Raw genomic sequence first — 15,735 nt, 5'->3', positions numbered from 1 at the left:
AAATATCAGATCGCCAGATGCGTCCAGCTTCAAAGACTGCATGGCATCACCCCCACAATTACAGCGTCATTCCGGCTGTGTCTCCTGCTGGTATCCGGCGCAGACACTTGACCGGCCAATGTATTTTTAATCTCGGCATCCGCACAGACTACATATACGGTGTCACCGCGCTCCAGTGCTGGGCGCATGATCGTTTCGAACTCCTGCAGGCCGTTACCGATATCCAATTTAAATTTAAATTTTTGTCCGGTGACCGGCACGGACATGATTTGTGCAGGCTGCCCGCTGGACAGCTTAAGGAGTGGCTGCACATCGGCCATCAGGGACGCTGGGTCAAAGGTAATCACTTTGCACGGCAAGGCCACGCTGGTATTATCTGCTTGCCGTGCTCCGTGTCCGCCCAATATCTGGGCCAGTGCTCCGGCTGGGTTTGTTTTGGTCACATGATCGCCTCCACTTCGGTTACAAAATCACCGGTGTTTGAAAATTTATGACTGCCTCCGCGCACATGCAGCTTGCCGCTAAACTCCCGGCATGTCAGATTAATAACCGCCGCAGTGGTAATTCGCCGTTGCAACTGCGCCTGTATTTTATAACCCTGAATGCCGTTATCCTCAAAATATTCCGGACTGCCAATCAATCCAGTATCCGGTGATAGATCAAATACCCCGTCAGCACCGCTACGGAGATTGCGAACATATAATTTGCTTTGATTGATATATACGGATGTACCGCAGTCCTTGCAGACCTCCGTAATGACATCTGTAACCTTACCTTTTGCTGTGTAACCGTCTTGATATCGGTAATCATGGTTAAGTGTCATCTGTGCTATTGGCAGGCCAATGTATCCAGCCATCTGTTTAATGATCGCACTGGCAAGCGTGCCTTTGGCAAAAGCAATCTCTGTGACCTCGCGTTTGTTCAAGTCCTCGCTGTCCAGAACGTTGATCGTGGTGACCTTGTCCACGCCCTCCCACTTTGTGCGGACAGCTGAAATGCGACCATGAAGGATTAATCCCACATCTCCGGTATAGCCTGCATTAACCATAAGTACCCCATTACGTTTAATATCATTGATTGTGGTCTGTGCAAGATTCCATATTCGCAGCTCCGACTCATTCGGTAGCGCGTCGTTATCAAAGGGTACGCTGCCTTCCATCGTGTATTTCTCCAGAGCAAACGACATATTACCAGTCATGATCTCCGCGACACGGCCAAAGTTTGCCTTAGCCATCGTTTTCATCCTCCCACACATAAAGAAAGACGCTCACTCCGAGCGCCTCCCAGGTTACCTCTATGCTTTTTTCAGACTGGTCATACGGGACGATAGGCAGTTTCGGGTACCGGTTATCCTGGATGTCATAAAAGAGCGTCTGCCCGTAAACTAGCTTTTCTCCATACACCAAGGTTTCCCCATCACGTTCTAAGTCCACCGTGAAAAAATCGTAATCCGGATTGTAATGAATCTCGAAGGTAAACATTTCGTCGGCAATGGAAATGTCAAAACGGTAAGGAATCAGTTCCCTCTCAATCGCAATAAATTTCATATCAGTCCTCCCACTTGCTGCCGGACTTGAATTTCACCTTTTCAACCTTGTCCTTTCCTTTTGCAGTTGTGGTTGTAGTTTTGGTAGATTTTTTCTTGTTGGCGCTGGTATTTTTATCTTGGGTCTGCTTAGTGCCACTATTAACAATCGGTGCAACCTGCGCCTTAATTGGCGGAGGTAACGTATCCACATATGATGATGTTGCCGTGCGAATCTCGCGGATATCCATTGAAAATGTGAAACCGTCCGCCATGGTGTAATCATGTCCGGTAGAGAAAGCGGTGATCAGACCCTTAAATGCATTACGACCGATATAGCTTACAATTTGTCCCGCATCTTTAGCAGCATTTAGATAGGCCCGTGTTTTTGCCGCATCGGGTCCAACAATAACACCGGTGAGTGGCAGGACCCGAGCTTGTACTTGGACATGGTCAATCAGATTGATTCCCTTTTCGACCGGCTGCTCCGTAACAGTGATAGGAAAGTCCGGAGACTCATTTTCGACTGTAATGTATTTACCATCTATCAGGGCCATTACGCACCATCCAATCCAGCACTGCGCGTATAAGATTCAAAGACATCTTGCATTTCCCGGCGAATCGTTTCTCGCAGATTTGCCAGAGTCTGTTTATCTGCGCTGCCTTGTACAGTGATATTAAATACCGGATTGAAATCTGCTTTGCTGGTATTGTTGGTTGTTCGGGCGGGAGCCGTTTCAGGGGTATATCGGGAGTAATCTTCATTTTCTTTGGCAGTTAGAACGCGCTCGCCTTTGTGCAGCTCACTGATGTAACCATCAAAGGGAACATATGCTAAACCTTTGGCGTTACTTCCGTCCAGAATACTTTTCCTACCAGTTCCCATTCCTGATTCAATTTTGAAACTAGGACTATCTTTGATTCCAAAGGCACTCTTTACGCCGTCTGATATTCCTCCCCCGATAGCCTTAACTTTTTTGGTAATTGAATCAGTCATGGAACTGATTCCATCAATAAGACTTTGCATGATTCTTTCGCCAACATCAAACAAATTAATGTCAGTGAAAAACCCCGTTACCTTACCCCACATCTCAGAGACAGCCGCCCAGACATTTACTCCCGCTGTCTTAATGCCCCCTACGATTTGCCCCCATATCCCAGTAATCTTATTCCATACTTTAGTCATGAGGGAATTCGTCGTCGAGAATACTTTATTCCAGGCTCCCCTAACCGCTCCCCATACCGCTAAAGCAGCCCCGGAAACAGTACTCGCAATACTTTTCCAGATTGATTTCATCCAGTTCCAAATCGCCGTAAACACAGAAACCGTAACGGCTTGTATCTTATCCCAATTTTTATAGATTAAGAGTGCGATTAATGTAATCGGTCCACCTATAACCGCAAGAATGGTCACTCCCCACTTTTTCAAAAAGGACGTTACTGCATTAAACGCCATCATGAAATATTTAGGAATAGTAATTTTGAAGAAATTCAGCGCGGCCATTGTAGCCTTTTTGATACCTGCCCACATCCCGTCCACAAAAGCCCGAAACTTATCGGATTTTTTGTAGGCAATGAAAAGTGCCACGCCCAGCCCTACTAATGCAGCGACCACAAGCCCGATTGGATTCATCGCCATTGCAAAGCTCATAGCTCGGGTAGCAAGTGTTGCCCGGGCTGTCCAAGCCGCTTGAATCTTTGTCGCTAATGTAAATGCCTTAGTCTTCAGTGTAGATAGCATCACAACAGTCTTATAGGCACCGAAAGCAGCAGCAGCTCCGGCAAGCACCGGTGCAAACCCGCTCCACTTAATAATCTCGCTGGCTCCTGTAGACAGCGCTGAACTAATATTTTGCAATACTGGCCATAAACTTGTTGCTGCGGATAGTAAAGTCTGCCCGATCAAAACAACCACCGGCTCCAAACTGATCCATAACTCTTTACCTTTGGTCACCAAGTCACCGAAAACTTTCCCCGCTCGATCCCCAAAAGCCTGCAGATACGGCACTGCTGCCTGTACCCACCCGCTCACCTTTTCTATAGCCGCACCCAACCCGTTACCAATGACCGCGCCCAAGGCGGCAATCTGTGACTGGTGACTCGAAATCCATGAACCAAACATACTTAGATATGGTAGCAGCTTTTGACCAATGGGAATTAATATCCCCGTCTCAACATGGCGTTTGAAATACTGAATAGAATCGCCTATGCTAGTAAACCCGTTAAATAGATTGGCTGCAGAATCCTTGCTTTGGTCAAAGCCAGTGTTCACATCATCCAAAGCACTGAAGGCTTTTATGCCCAGCTCTTCAAATTGCGTCCCAAACAGTCCAACCCCAATAGTATTTTGCTGCACAGGGTCCTGAACGTCCGTGATCATAGACACGATATCTCTAAATGCCTTCTTCGCTTCTGGACCGCCCTTCGAAAAAGTAGCCATCATCTTATCCGAGTTCAAACCAAGCGCCTGAAAGGATTGAACCGCCGTCCCACCCGCTTCGATAGATTGAATGGAAAATTCATTCATAGCATCACCGAGTAAGTCAGTGCTCCTGGCTCCAGCCTTCATCCCGTTATCTAAATAGCCAAATGTGTCTTCCATGGTAAAGCCTACGGATGCAAATGCCTGCGAATACTCATTCACGCTATCCAGCATGTCACCTTGAGTATCTAAGCCTCTGTTTTGTCCTTGGGTTAGCAGATTAAAGGCTTCCGTTGATGTCACACCAAAGTTGTTCATGGCTACAGATACCCCGGCTATAGACTCTGTAACGTCACCGTCAAAGGCATTTGCGTATAGCATCGCCTCCCGTGATGCACTCTCCAGAGCACTACCCGTAAGCCCCGTTGCTTTTGCTACTGCAGAGATAGAACCGCCTAAGTCTGCCCAATCCTCACCAAAGTTTTGGTTATATAGGTTTTTGGCAACTTCCTTGGTGGCTTCCATTTGAGCAGTTGTCTGTCCCGTTGTGAGTTGTACATGCGACATGGCACTCTCAAAATTGCTGGCGGCAGTCAGGGCAGCAGTACCGATACCAATCATTGCCGATCCTGCTAAGGCTCCCATACCTATCACGCCTTTGGTCAGAGCCTTTACCTTACTGTCTGCCTCATCGATGCCGCCGCTGTTAAATTTAAACCCAACAGCGTACATCAGGGAGCCAATAATTCCACCTGCCATAGATCTCCCTCCTTTCCAACAAAAAAAAGAGAACCCCGAAGGACCCTCCTATTTTTTGCTCTTATTCGCTTTTTTCGTTGCCTCTTCTTGCAGATCTAAAGCAGCGTTAGCCTCTGCAATGTCATCTTGGTCCATATTGTCCAAGTCGCTATAGGTAATTCCCATGTCAGAGAGCAGCAGCCGCCATAACTGCCAATTTTCTCGCGCTCGCCGTCTGGCCTCTTCCTTATTGATCGTCACTATCGGATTCCTTAGACAATTCGTCCGGATCAGGAGTACCCGTTACAAAGAAATAAGCTTTATTGGCCACTTCTACCATTTCACTGTAATTCTCAAAATCATCAATGGTCATTTTAGGTTCTACAACAACGTGTTTGAACATTTCATCACAAATCTTTTCTTCGGAATTGACTCCAAATTTATTCTTTACACGGTCATTAATCTTGGTTACATTACGCACACCAGGATGTTGAAGCAAGAATTTTCCGCCTGATTTTGTCGTAATGTTTTTCTGTTTAAATTCAATATTACTCATGGGTGTATACCCCTCTCAAATTTTAGATTTCTAGTTCATGCTTAAATCAAGACATTGGAATTCATATTCCCGGTCGCCTGCTTCGCCACCATATTCCCGGTCAGACGGCTTTTTGAGGTATGCCTGCGTCGCGGTGTTGGTTTCCTTTGGCGTGCCGGAGTATACAACAGATACCGGAACAATCTTGCTGCTGTTAGCCAATCCATCCAGGTAAGGAACTTGCGGGCTGGTACTCTGCAGCGTAATGGTGATGGTCCCAAGAGGATTGTTTACCTTTGTCCGGACAACATCACCTTGAGCGCCTACTTTCGTCGAAAAGTTTTCTTCATCCTTGGCCACAGTCACTAAATCCTCGCCAAAGCCCGTTAAAAATACGCCGCCTACAATTACGGCGACGTCCATGGCATCATATGTTTTTGCTTCTGACACTCTAACCCCTCCTTAGTTATGCAAATTTAATCGTGCCGCGAATGGCAGCGGTGTGTACTGCTCCAGCAGGGACAAAATCAAACTGTCCATCCGGATAATTTCGGGCGGCAATCTGCGCAGCGTCCATTTGGCTACGCGGTGGGAATGTAGTATTAAACAACGGCACGCCATCTTCATCGACAGCAATCATCCCTTGAAGATAAGCCCGCTGTAAGACCGTCCTCACCGCGCTCTCAATTTGAGCAATTCCGCGGTTATCATAAGGTATCTTAGATAAAGCTGCCTGTGCCTGGTTAAATAGATCTTGAACGGCATACTGTACGCTAAAAACTACGAAATCTTGTGAATGGATAAGGTCAATAAAATCACCGCTCACCGCTTTGCCATCACTGGTGACATCGGTTCCGGACTTAGTGACGTAAGTATTGGCACCAAGAGCATGAATAGCTGCGAGCTCTGTGGCTGTAATGTCCAATGGAGCAATACCGACCAGCGTCCAGCCCTTCCACGTCACTGACCCCACGGGCAGGCTACCAACAGCACCGACCCATGCGGCCTCTGGATACTTCGCCACTTCTGCAGCGATATGGTAAAAGCCATACGTCCGTGTGTATTTCTTAACTAAGATCGCGGTAAGATCCGCCTGAACGCTTGTCCGGAAGAAATATTGCCGGGACTTGTCTGCTTCGATGGCATCACCGATAGTGGTAATGTCCGTTACAAGTGTGCTGGTCGAAATGAGAAAATGCCAGTCCTTTAGGAACAGCTTTGGCAAGATATCTACCAGTGCCTCAGGAGTTGTTCCGGTCCTTCTAGAAACAATCGCAATTTCTGCCGGCGGATTCTTTTGTGCGAAAGTTGCAGCTGCTGCCTTATATTCCTCTGTTGTCGTGGCATAATCTACTAATACCGCCGCAATATCCGAGTAATTTTTAAAATCCTTACCTGCAGCACTTGAACCTAAGATCAATGGCTTACCGAATCCACCAAGGATCGGCGTCGGTTTGAGTACGGCTATCGTAACCGTAACATCACTAATGCTCAAAATAATCACTCCTTTGTATTGGTGCTGTCTCTATCCATCCGGACAGGTCCGTAATCACAAGATCTGTTGCCCTAAACTCCACGTCAAAACCTTGCCGGCGCTCCCATTCTTCGCCAATATTGATATCTCGGTTCTGGATCTCTCCAATCTCGATCACAATCACCTCCAGCGTATCCTTCAGCAGCTCACGGCCAGCCACCTTAAACCAATCACGGGCAAGCATGGCATTAACCATAGCCACATCCGAATCATCCGCGTAACAATTAAAAGAGACGGTAAATGTCACCGTCTCCCGTCTATGCTGCTGCCCGGATTGCTGTGTAATGATTGGCTGACCGCCAGTGGACTCAAAACCTCCGACGAAACTATACGTCATGAAATCTCCGGAAGGGATATCCCCGCCGCCGTTCATTTCGATTACCAGCCCGCCACTTGCAACCTCCAGCCCTTCAACGATTGCAACTCGTATATCCTCAAACGGGAGCATTGGCGACCACCTTCCGCAGCAGGTATTGATTAACGTCGCTATACTCGCGATCCGGCGACTCATTGACCGTATATTGCAAGCCCTTGTACTCGATCAACTCACTAGTGCTATGCGTGACCGTCGTGTACAACATACGGTCAGTCTCGGTGTAATTGCCGCCTTCTGCTGCCCGTAGACGAGTACTGACGGGCTGGATGCTCCCGCTTAACTGCACACGCTCTGGCTCCGCTGATACCCATTTTCCTTTAACGTGTTGCCCGCCTTTCGCCCGAACCAGAAAATAAGGCCCGGAATATTTCCGAAGCACGGCTGCAAACCTAAATTGCCGCATCCTTACTCCCCCTTTGGCACAACGTCAAAGGTCAGCGAGTCTCGCAGATCCTCATCGCGCTGCAGCAGCTTCCGGGGGCCGGTCTTATGTGCTGCATATCGCGCCGATAGTGCCGGTTGCTTGATCCGGTTAAAGTTCTTCACCATCCGGTCTAGCCCTACCGCGCCAATCTCAGCAAATAGTGCATCAATTGACTTGCGGCCGTGAGCAATTTCAGTTACTCCCACACGAACCAGCTTCCCAATCGGTGCCTGGCCTTTCTTCTTGCCAGTTCCAATAAATGACCGCGCCGGAATATTCATTTTCATACTGCCATATTCATGAACGCTTGCGATCATCGCCAGTTCAGCGTCTCCTTGCATCCCGATACGGATTTTCTTTTCCGTAAGTGGACGGAGCCGGGCGGCCAACTGTTGCAGGTTATCTTCGCCTGTCACCTGAACCCCAGCACGGCGGGCTCTTGCTCTTGAACTTGCCATGTCCTCACCTCACAATTCTGGTCGGATATGCGGAGCAATCAGAGCTTTAACAGCCATTGGCATGTCCGCTTCTGCTGCCGCATAAGCAACCGATATATCACCGACCCGCTCCGACGCGATTCCCGGTTCACGCTGCAAGTGTTTTACCATCAACACACAAGCATATTCCAGCGTCTCTGGAAGTGTGGACGGGGTATCCTCTGTAGCGTCTTCAGGCAAGACATAACCGGCTGTGTACGTCACCGACAGCCCCCGTTCCCCACCTGGCCAGCCGCAGCGACGGAAGAAAATACCGTTATCCAGTGTCTCAACATCAATAAACGGATGATCTGGCCTTTCATAGATGGATAGGTAGTGTACGGGATAATTCGGCAGATACAGATATTGGCCACGCATCCCGTTCACCTGTCCGTTGTACTCCTGAAGCTTGAATCTACGGCGGCATTTCTCTTCAATTGCAGTTGAAGCCACTATAAGCAGCGCGGTCAGCTCCTCATCGGGAATTTCACCCGTCGGATCAATGCCCAGCAGCCTAGCTTTTGTCAGTGTCGTTAGCATCCGGTGTCACCTCGCCCGCTGGCGGCTCATCCAGCGCCTTCCGAACCGCTTCCTTTCCCTTCACTTTCTCACCATTGGTGCCATCGCCCACATGTTTCAGGGCTTCATGATCTTCCTGTTCCTCGGATTCAACAGCCAGATATCCTGCTTCTTGCAGTTCTGCAATACGTTCCGGGTCCTCTCCGGGGTAAAAAGCGCCTACAATGTAACGTTTTCGCGTCTCTTTGTCCCGGAATACCTTCAGGACCTCATAAATCCCCACCTGTTTCGCCATACTTTGCCTCCTTCTGCCGAATTAACGGCTATTCAGTAAAAAAGGGGTGATAAGCCCCTATGCTTCTTCCGAAATATCCAATTGACCGAAAATAGCCGCGCCTGTATCCCACATCTTTGTATCACATCTAGTAATGGCCCGTAGGTCTGTTGTATCCCGACGGAATGCATCGCCACCCTCTTTGGTGCTGGCCAATTCATATAACTTCCTGCAGAAGCATACAACTTGCTGTTTTAGATCTCCGATAATCATAGGTGCCAGGCCTGAAACAGTGTTACTAGGCAATATGCGATTAGAAACGGGGACGATCGGGCGACCTTTGAACAGTTTTCGACCCGCTTGGGTGATATCATCCGTTAGCAATGGACGTCCAAATCCATCCACTTGCTCATCAAGCCAGTTGTATCCGTCCTGATTCGTTAAAATTGTGGCATTAAGGCTGATGGCAGGGTCTAAATTCACGTTAATGACCTTTTTAACCGCTGCAAAATTGGCCAGTGCCTGCTTATCCATCGTGTTTAACAGGTCGATAATCAGTTTATTTCGTGTAAATACAGCCTTGTTCGCAATCCAGGCGGAAACGTAATTAATGACATTCTGGTCAGAGTCTGCAAGCAAATCGTTAGTCAGTGGAAGAATACCACCGTATTTCTTAACTTTATAATCAACAGGGCGGAATTTGGGATTATCCATTTCCGGGAAAATGCCATATTCATCAATTGGTGCAAATGGTGTAATGCTCTGAACCTCTTCCAGCACCCGCGTACCAGAAAGAGTGTTGACGTACTGCATATTGACGTACATCGACAGGTCGTTCAAGCTCCGTTCGATAGTATTGATTTGCGTCTGGATATCTTTAGGAACCAGCAAGGACGAATCCCCCTGAGGGATTGCCGGGTTGGTCTGGCCTTCATTCATCACCGCGCGGCGTTCGTATTCTCTAACTACACTACGCATGTCCGCAGTTACATCTTGACGGCGCAGGCCGCGCAGGAAAATGCTTCTATACTCCGACTCCAGTTCGACGTCCTCGCGGGTTTGCAGGTTTGTATTACCACCCAACGGAATGCCGCCACCCAGGTCGCTGCGTTCTTCGTTCTCCATTTCTTGCAACATTTTTGCCTTAGCCTGCATGGAACGGACCTCTTCCATAGCTTCTTCAGCTTCCTTTGTCTTGTCCTGAGCCAGAAAAGACCGTACTTCTGTTTTACGCTGCTCCAGTTTCGCCAGCAGTTCCCGCAATTCTTTACTCATGTGTGTACCTCCGTATAATGGTTTTTGGTCAAACAAAAAGAGCCGATCAGATCAGCTCCAGTTCAATCAACATTTTCTGTTTTAATATTTGGTCGGTAGCCCGTTGTTCCTCAGCCTTATAATCCTCCAAGGATCGCGCAGAAACTTCATTCGCAGGATAGGCTGGGAAAGCAACCGGGGAAATCTCGTACAGCTCTGCATTGAGAATGGAACGCTTGTACAACTTACCGCCGCCTTCTCGGTTTTCTGATGCCCATTTCTCCTTTGTAACCCGCATCCCGAAGGATACGCCGTCCACATCGCCCCGCTGAATAATGGCAAAAGCATCATTACCGGACGTAGTGTCTGGCAGATCAAGTTCAAAGCGCAGCTCCTGCTTGCCGCTCAGCAGCCGTAACGTTCCGCTTTTGGTATTACCAAGCACCTGAGAGGTATCATGTGACCATAGACCAACCACATCCCGAGCAGCCAAGCTTTCATCAAAAGCGCCGGAAGCAATTTGCTCTATAAAGACATCGCCGTACCAGTCGCTCATTTCCTCGCTATCAGTATCGTATTTGATGGCTCCGGTAATGGTTCTTTTACTTACTTCCCCCTCCGTCGCTTCCGTCGCCCGGATCTCCAACGTCACCGGAATTGCCCTCTTCTCCTTTGTCGGAGTCGGGTTTGTCTTCTTCTGGCTCAGTTTCTTCACCCCCTTTCACATATTGAAGTCCGGCCATTGTCAACGGTATGACACTACCATTAAATAGTAGTTGATCCCCGCCAGCCGCTGGTTCCATGTCCTCTTTCGCCCGTGCTTCATTAGGCTTTAAAAACCCTGCTTGAATGGCGGTCCGGTAAGCCTCGTATCTGGTTTTAAGATCAGATCGCAGTGTTGCATCAACATTAAACTTGCAAAAATACCCAGCATCCAACTCTTGATCAATAAATAGCTTATAAGTAAGTTCCTGCTCATAAGTTGTGAGTATAGGTTGATGCGTATCGCTGATAAACGCGAGTTGTTGCTGCTCCACATTGCTGTATGTGGCTTTGGACAAGTCGTTGAGTTGGTGCATCTTGACGCCGAAGGCATTCGCAATCTGCCGGAACGTCAGCTCCGTGTTCTGCATGAACTGCGCATCGGCCATACTGATTGAAATCGGAGTAAATTGATAACCGTATGGCATCAAGGCAACCCGGTGACTGTTTTTAAGACCGGATGTCATGCCCTCAAAGTTATCTTTGAATACTTTCTTGGCTCCTTCATCCAAAGTGCCGGTATATTGTACTAGTCCCTTGACCTGAAGCCCCTGCTTGTAAAAATTATTGATGAACTTACCTGCGGAAGCCGCATTCTCGGCAGTGGTCTGCAAATAATCCATTGTGCGGACACCGATAAGACCATCCAGCGTGATAGCGCCCTTGAAATGCAACACTTCATCCGGTAGAAGCTTACGCTTTTCACCGTTACCCACATCCACTTCATACCATAGCCTCGTCTGACTGGACACGATCCGGCGCGTAGGGTCCGGTAAAATTCCGGCGTCGTCAATAATGACCTTCACTTTGCTAGAATCCATCGGCCACAAAGCAACGACCTTGCCGGTGCGCTTATCAAATTCTATGGAAGCATAGGCGTTACCCATTGCCCGATGCGCTTCAGTAGCCTTCCAAAAGTCGGCAGCGGACATATACGGGTTAGGCCGCAGCTTCAGTAGCCGATATAGGTAATGACTAGCCGACTTCGTGATCCCATATTCGTCTTCCTGGTACACTTTTAATGGCAACTTGGATATGGCATCAGATAGCACCTTGATACAAGCAAATATGGTGTCTACCTTCAGCGCATTCCAGCCTTTGATATTCACTTCTCCAGGTGCGACATCCAACCCCAACATTTCAAGCAGGCGGCGGTCATTCAATCCTATTTCCTGACTGCGACGTTCCACGCTTCCTATGCCAAGCATTCGGGTTAAAATATTAGGTTTCACACATATACCCCCTCCCTTCGGAACATCAGCCCCATAGTTTCTTCAAGAAATCATCGTCTGCAAACTCTTCCACACCTAAATCAATCTCTTCGAATAGCATAGCGGTTGCCATTGCATTGATCATGGCCACTATCAAGTCGATACGTTCTTTTGATTTATTTTTCATCGGCTTAATATTCTCATTACCGTCTACAGCAACGACAATATTACCCCAGCACCAACGTGCAACCGGGTTAACCTCATGGCTCATAAGTCCACGTTTCATGAGCTGTTCAATCATCTTCATGGCTGGACTCATGTGTTTCATATCCTGAGGAATTTCGATTACATCGACACCGCCACGGATCAACCTTTGAGCAAGCATTCTGCTGTTCCAAGGGTCCGTACCTAGCGTGTGGATAGCATACTGTTTATTAGCCGCCAATAAACTCGCCTCAACAAATTCATAATCCACAACATCCCCCGGCGTGGTATGCAGATGTTTCTGATTCACCCACTTGTCATAGGAAACCTTATCTCTCCTGACTCTCTCCTTCATGTTCTCTTCCGGAATCCATGCATCGAAAATCAACCGCCAGTCAGACAAGCCCTCCTGTGGTGGGAACAAATAACAGACGGCCGTAATGTCTGTTGTGCTGGATAAGTCGATACCAGGATAACAACGTTTGCCCACAAGTTCCGTGAGCTCCCAATTCCCGGCTGAATTATCCCACAATGTCAGTGGCTGCCACCCGGTACGCTTCAGTGATATCCACTGATTAAGTCGGAGCCAACGAAAAAGGCGCTCCGCCGACTCTTTATTCCGAGCGGTTAGCGCCTCTTTCCTTACAGCATCGATATCAATGGTATGTCCAAGGCTTGGATTGACCTCATACCATAGATTTTCATCGTAAATATCTATTTGTTCCCCGTTCTCGTCTTCCCCATCTTCAGGTATGCCGTATATTTTGACGTACCACGATGGGTCAATCTTCTCGCCATCACGAATTTGTTTAGCATATTCGTGTTGCTCCCAGCCGATAGAGCCTCTGTCTGGATCATCGCCAGCCGTCGTAATCACCCACCAAAGCGGTTCTTTCCGCGCTGATCCCGCGCCGAAGGTCATAACGTCCCACAAACCGCGGTTAGGCTGTGCGTGCAGCTCATCAAAAATGACCACCGTGGGGTTAATCCCGTGCTTGGTGTAAGCTTCAGCGGACAGGACTTTCATCACGGTACCGGTCAGCAGGTTTTTGATTTCCTTCGAACTGTCCAAAACCTTCAGGATTCCTTCAAACTCCGGCTCCTGTTCAATCATGGCTGCAGCCGCTTTATAAACTAGCTTGGCTTGTTCCTTATCTGCAGCACAGCAATAGATCTGTCCGCCTGGTGGATCACAAACGAGGTGATACAATCCGACGCCAGCAATCAGGCTCGTCTTCCCGTTCTTCTTTGGGACCTCTAAATAGGCGTATTGATATTGACGATAGCCCCGCTCCGTTACCGTGCCGTAAACGTTCCACAAAATCTCATACTGCCAGTCAAGCAAGATAAACGGCTGACCGTAGAAATCATCAACGGCATGAAGCATTTGGATAAATTCAATAGGTTCGAGGGCACGCTGTTCATTATGTGCCATTTCCGTCAGCTCTACGGTTCAAGAATTGCGCCATTGCTGATTTTTTATCTTCCTTCTTCGGCATGGACACATTTCTAATTTTTGCAAGTGGATTAAGGAATAGCCTGTCTTGAAATTTCAGTAACATATCCATCTTTTTATTAATGGCCGTCTCAACTTTCAAGATCCCTTCCATACTTGCTAATTGTGATAAATATCGGAGCGCCTTTAAATTGACCTCCTGCGCATCTTCGGCAGTCTCGATGTACTCATCCAGTATGTGTTCATCAATTACGATGTTTTCCAACCTCTGGTATTGGACAAGAAGCCGCTCATATTCGCTGTACGTCTTGCAGTAGAGTGCCAAGTTTCCAACATCTGTACTGGTTAGTAATTCAACACCTTTATCTGCTGACTGTTGATATTCTTTAATGAGTTCATTCCAGAGCTTACTTGCAGCCTTATCTTGCGTAACAAATTTAGGTCTCTTTAGTTTTTTGAGGTCGGAGATTCCGAGCTTAATCTCAGATTCTTTTCGCTGCTTGATCTCTTCTTTGGTCAAACGATTTGGGTTGCCCTCCGCAATATGCAGAGCAACCGGCTTGGCGTTTCTCCCTGCCATGAGGGCACCTCCAATTCTTGAAAAATTTCAAAAAACGAAAAAAATCTACGCTAATGTCCAATGTGGTCTATTAGGAGGGAGTTTAAAATGTTTTTTGACCGCCCCCCCTCTACCACATAGGTGTGTTGGTAAGAAAAAACATCATCCAGACAACCGAATAAAGAAAATAGATCAATCCAATCAATGCAATCAATCCATACCACCACGGCAGACGCTTCTTCTTCAGTTTACATTTGCCAGATGGATTACTAACTGTCACCTTGTTTATACTCATTACCAAACCCTCCGTCCTCTCTTGCCGTCTTCTCTCCATGGTGTGAAGCACAGAGTGGCTGCCAGTTACTCCGTCGCCAGAACAGCTTGTCGTCGCCCTTGTGCGGCGTGATATGATCGACTAAAGTTGCAGCCTCTACCTTACCAGCAGCCATACACATGATGCACAACGGATGCTGCTCAAGATACTCCAGTCGTTCCTTTCTCCACTTGTGGCCATAGCCTCGACTGGCTGATGTACCGCGCCGCCTGTCCCTTTCCTTTGAGTGTTTGTCGCAGTATCCTTTGTCTGTTAGCTCACGGCAACCTGGGTGACCGCAGGGCCGCTTAGGTCTGCTCGGCATCAGCTTCCCACTCAATCCCATTGTATTTATCTAGATACTCAGTTCTTATCTCCAAAGGAATGCGATCATCTTCAAAAACAGCACACATGATCTGGACAGCACGTTTGACTGGATTGAGATTCATGACGTTGACAGATACCGACAACCCCTTGTGTGTCGATTGTTTATCAGCAATTTGCACAACAGGAAGCCCGGCTTCCTTTAGACGTTCCCAGGTATCCATAAAAAACCTTCTGAACCATCTGCGGTAAGATTCTCCGTGGTCCTCATCCCGCAACGATTCGACCTGTGCAAGATTTATCGGTACCGGATAAGTCAGTATAATCCTCACACAATAAACCGTCGTTCTGCCTGATGCTCTAGCAAGTGAGGGGAGTTCCCCCGTTTTCAGGTAGGCTTTTTGCCATTCAAACAATTGATGGCCCAATGCCGCCTCAATCGTCGGAATCATCCTATCCCAACTAGCAACGTCCATATACTTCACCCTTTCTTACTTAATGGCCATCTGATTAGCACAATAGCAGTGTTGAACAGCAACCAATAAACCCACCACGGCACCTATCCAACCTCCTTGAATACCCAATGTATAAATATTCAGTAGTATTTTCAGCTTAACAACGCAAAATAGCCCTTATAAATAAAGGCTTCTTTCTGCTGCTATTCATTCAATAACTACCACATAACATAGGGTAAACTGCATACTTTGCATAGAATAGCAGTTCCTCATATCTTATTAGAGAGCATAACTCACTGGGCTGCTGCTTTTCCTTGATACATAAGGGATTTCCAACCCTTGCCTACAGCCAGTTATACACTCGCTAATAGTGA

General features: G+C 47.7%; 22 protein-coding genes. All 22 read right to left on the bottom strand.

The window, feature by feature from the left end:
- Positions 1-29: 29 nt before the first annotated feature.
- A complete protein-coding gene (locus H1230_RS09375) occupies positions 30-443 on the bottom strand; it encodes a Gp138 family membrane-puncturing spike protein (protein WP_239715214.1) in 414 nt (137 codons plus the stop codon).
- Entirely contained in the window at positions 440-1,234 is a 795-nt protein-coding gene (locus tag H1230_RS09370) for a phage protein (protein ID WP_239715213.1), read from the bottom strand. Before H1230_RS09370 ends, H1230_RS09375 begins: the two co-directional genes overlap by 4 nt.
- On the bottom strand, positions 1,227-1,547 hold the full coding sequence (locus H1230_RS09365) for a phage baseplate plug family protein (protein ID WP_239715212.1): 321 nt from the start codon (positions 1,545-1,547) through the stop codon (positions 1,227-1,229). Before H1230_RS09365 ends, H1230_RS09370 begins: the two co-directional genes overlap by 8 nt.
- A 1-nt stretch (position 1,548) precedes the next feature.
- Entirely contained in the window at positions 1,549-2,082 is a 534-nt protein-coding gene (locus H1230_RS09360) for a phage baseplate protein (protein ID WP_239715211.1), read from the bottom strand.
- Complete coding sequence (locus H1230_RS09355) at positions 2,082-4,706, bottom strand: phage tail tape measure protein (RefSeq protein ID WP_239715210.1); 2,625 nt, start codon at positions 4,704-4,706, stop codon at positions 2,082-2,084. The genes H1230_RS09360 and H1230_RS09355 overlap by 1 nt, the downstream gene beginning before the upstream one ends.
- A gap of 48 nt (positions 4,707-4,754) precedes the next feature.
- On the bottom strand, positions 4,755-4,946 hold the full coding sequence (locus H1230_RS09350; RefSeq protein WP_239715209.1) for a hypothetical protein: 192 nt from the start codon (positions 4,944-4,946) through the stop codon (positions 4,755-4,757).
- Positions 4,933-5,241, bottom strand: a complete 309-nt coding sequence (locus H1230_RS09345; protein ID WP_239715208.1) for a hypothetical protein — start codon at positions 5,239-5,241, stop codon at positions 4,933-4,935. Before H1230_RS09345 ends, H1230_RS09350 begins: the two co-directional genes overlap by 14 nt.
- 30 nt (positions 5,242-5,271) lie before the next feature.
- Complete coding sequence (locus H1230_RS09340; RefSeq protein ID WP_239715207.1) at positions 5,272-5,670, bottom strand: phage structural protein; 399 nt, start codon at positions 5,668-5,670, stop codon at positions 5,272-5,274.
- Between the two features lie 16 nt (positions 5,671-5,686).
- Positions 5,687-6,715, bottom strand: coding sequence for a DUF3383 family protein (locus tag H1230_RS09335; RefSeq protein WP_481857127.1), 1,029 nt, complete (start codon positions 6,713-6,715; stop codon positions 5,687-5,689).
- The gene (locus H1230_RS09330) at positions 6,705-7,202 is read right to left on the bottom strand and encodes a phage neck terminator protein (RefSeq protein WP_239715205.1); all 498 of its coding nucleotides are present in this window, start codon (positions 7,200-7,202) and stop codon (positions 6,705-6,707) included. The genes H1230_RS09335 and H1230_RS09330 overlap by 11 nt, the downstream gene beginning before the upstream one ends.
- Positions 7,189-7,533: a hypothetical protein gene (locus H1230_RS09325; RefSeq protein ID WP_239715204.1), complete on the bottom strand. Its 345-nt coding sequence runs from the start codon at positions 7,531-7,533 to the stop codon at positions 7,189-7,191. The genes H1230_RS09330 and H1230_RS09325 overlap by 14 nt, the downstream gene beginning before the upstream one ends.
- Positions 7,534-7,535: 2 nt before the next feature.
- Complete coding sequence (locus H1230_RS09320; RefSeq protein ID WP_239715203.1) at positions 7,536-8,012, bottom strand: hypothetical protein; 477 nt, start codon at positions 8,010-8,012, stop codon at positions 7,536-7,538.
- A 9-nt stretch (positions 8,013-8,021) separates the two neighbouring features.
- The gene (locus H1230_RS09315) at positions 8,022-8,570 is read right to left on the bottom strand and encodes a phage gp6-like head-tail connector protein (protein WP_239715202.1); all 549 of its coding nucleotides are present in this window, start codon (positions 8,568-8,570) and stop codon (positions 8,022-8,024) included.
- A complete protein-coding gene (locus tag H1230_RS09310) occupies positions 8,545-8,844 on the bottom strand; it encodes a hypothetical protein (RefSeq protein WP_239715201.1) in 300 nt (99 codons plus the stop codon). Before H1230_RS09310 ends, H1230_RS09315 begins: the two co-directional genes overlap by 26 nt.
- Positions 8,845-8,901: 57 nt before the next feature.
- Positions 8,902-10,098 (bottom strand): phage major capsid protein, encoded by a 1,197-nt coding sequence (locus tag H1230_RS09305; protein WP_239715200.1) that lies wholly within the window; start codon positions 10,096-10,098, stop codon positions 8,902-8,904.
- A 46-nt stretch (positions 10,099-10,144) separates the two neighbouring features.
- Positions 10,145-10,729, bottom strand: coding sequence for an HK97 family phage prohead protease (locus H1230_RS09300; RefSeq protein ID WP_481857126.1), 585 nt, complete (start codon positions 10,727-10,729; stop codon positions 10,145-10,147).
- Entirely contained in the window at positions 10,680-12,047 is a 1,368-nt protein-coding gene (locus H1230_RS09295; RefSeq protein WP_239717222.1) for a phage portal protein, read from the bottom strand. The genes H1230_RS09300 and H1230_RS09295 overlap by 50 nt, the downstream gene beginning before the upstream one ends.
- Positions 12,048-12,096: 49 nt before the next feature.
- Entirely contained in the window at positions 12,097-13,689 is a 1,593-nt protein-coding gene (locus H1230_RS09290) for a terminase large subunit (RefSeq protein ID WP_239715199.1), read from the bottom strand.
- Positions 13,679-14,290 (bottom strand): terminase, encoded by a 612-nt coding sequence (locus tag H1230_RS09285; protein ID WP_239715198.1) that lies wholly within the window; start codon positions 14,288-14,290, stop codon positions 13,679-13,681. Before H1230_RS09285 ends, H1230_RS09290 begins: the two co-directional genes overlap by 11 nt.
- A 109-nt stretch (positions 14,291-14,399) precedes the next feature.
- Complete coding sequence (locus H1230_RS09280) at positions 14,400-14,564, bottom strand: hypothetical protein (protein ID WP_239715197.1); 165 nt, start codon at positions 14,562-14,564, stop codon at positions 14,400-14,402.
- Positions 14,539-14,907 carry an HNH endonuclease signature motif containing protein gene (locus tag H1230_RS09275; RefSeq protein ID WP_239715196.1) on the bottom strand — a complete coding sequence of 123 codons (369 nt, stop codon included), beginning with the start codon at positions 14,905-14,907 and terminating at the stop codon, positions 14,539-14,541. Before H1230_RS09275 ends, H1230_RS09280 begins: the two co-directional genes overlap by 26 nt.
- Positions 14,891-15,382, bottom strand: coding sequence for a hypothetical protein (locus H1230_RS09270; RefSeq protein ID WP_239715195.1), 492 nt, complete (start codon positions 15,380-15,382; stop codon positions 14,891-14,893). Before H1230_RS09270 ends, H1230_RS09275 begins: the two co-directional genes overlap by 17 nt.
- Between the last annotated feature and the right edge of the window lie 353 nt (positions 15,383-15,735).

The sequence above is a fragment of the Paenibacillus sp. 19GGS1-52 genome (assembly GCF_022369515.1).
Taxonomy (GTDB): domain Bacteria; phylum Bacillota; class Bacilli; order Paenibacillales; family Paenibacillaceae; genus Paenibacillus_AQ.
The sequence above is the reverse complement of the archived record's forward strand: the minus strand, read 5'-3'. Positions and strand labels throughout refer to the sequence as shown.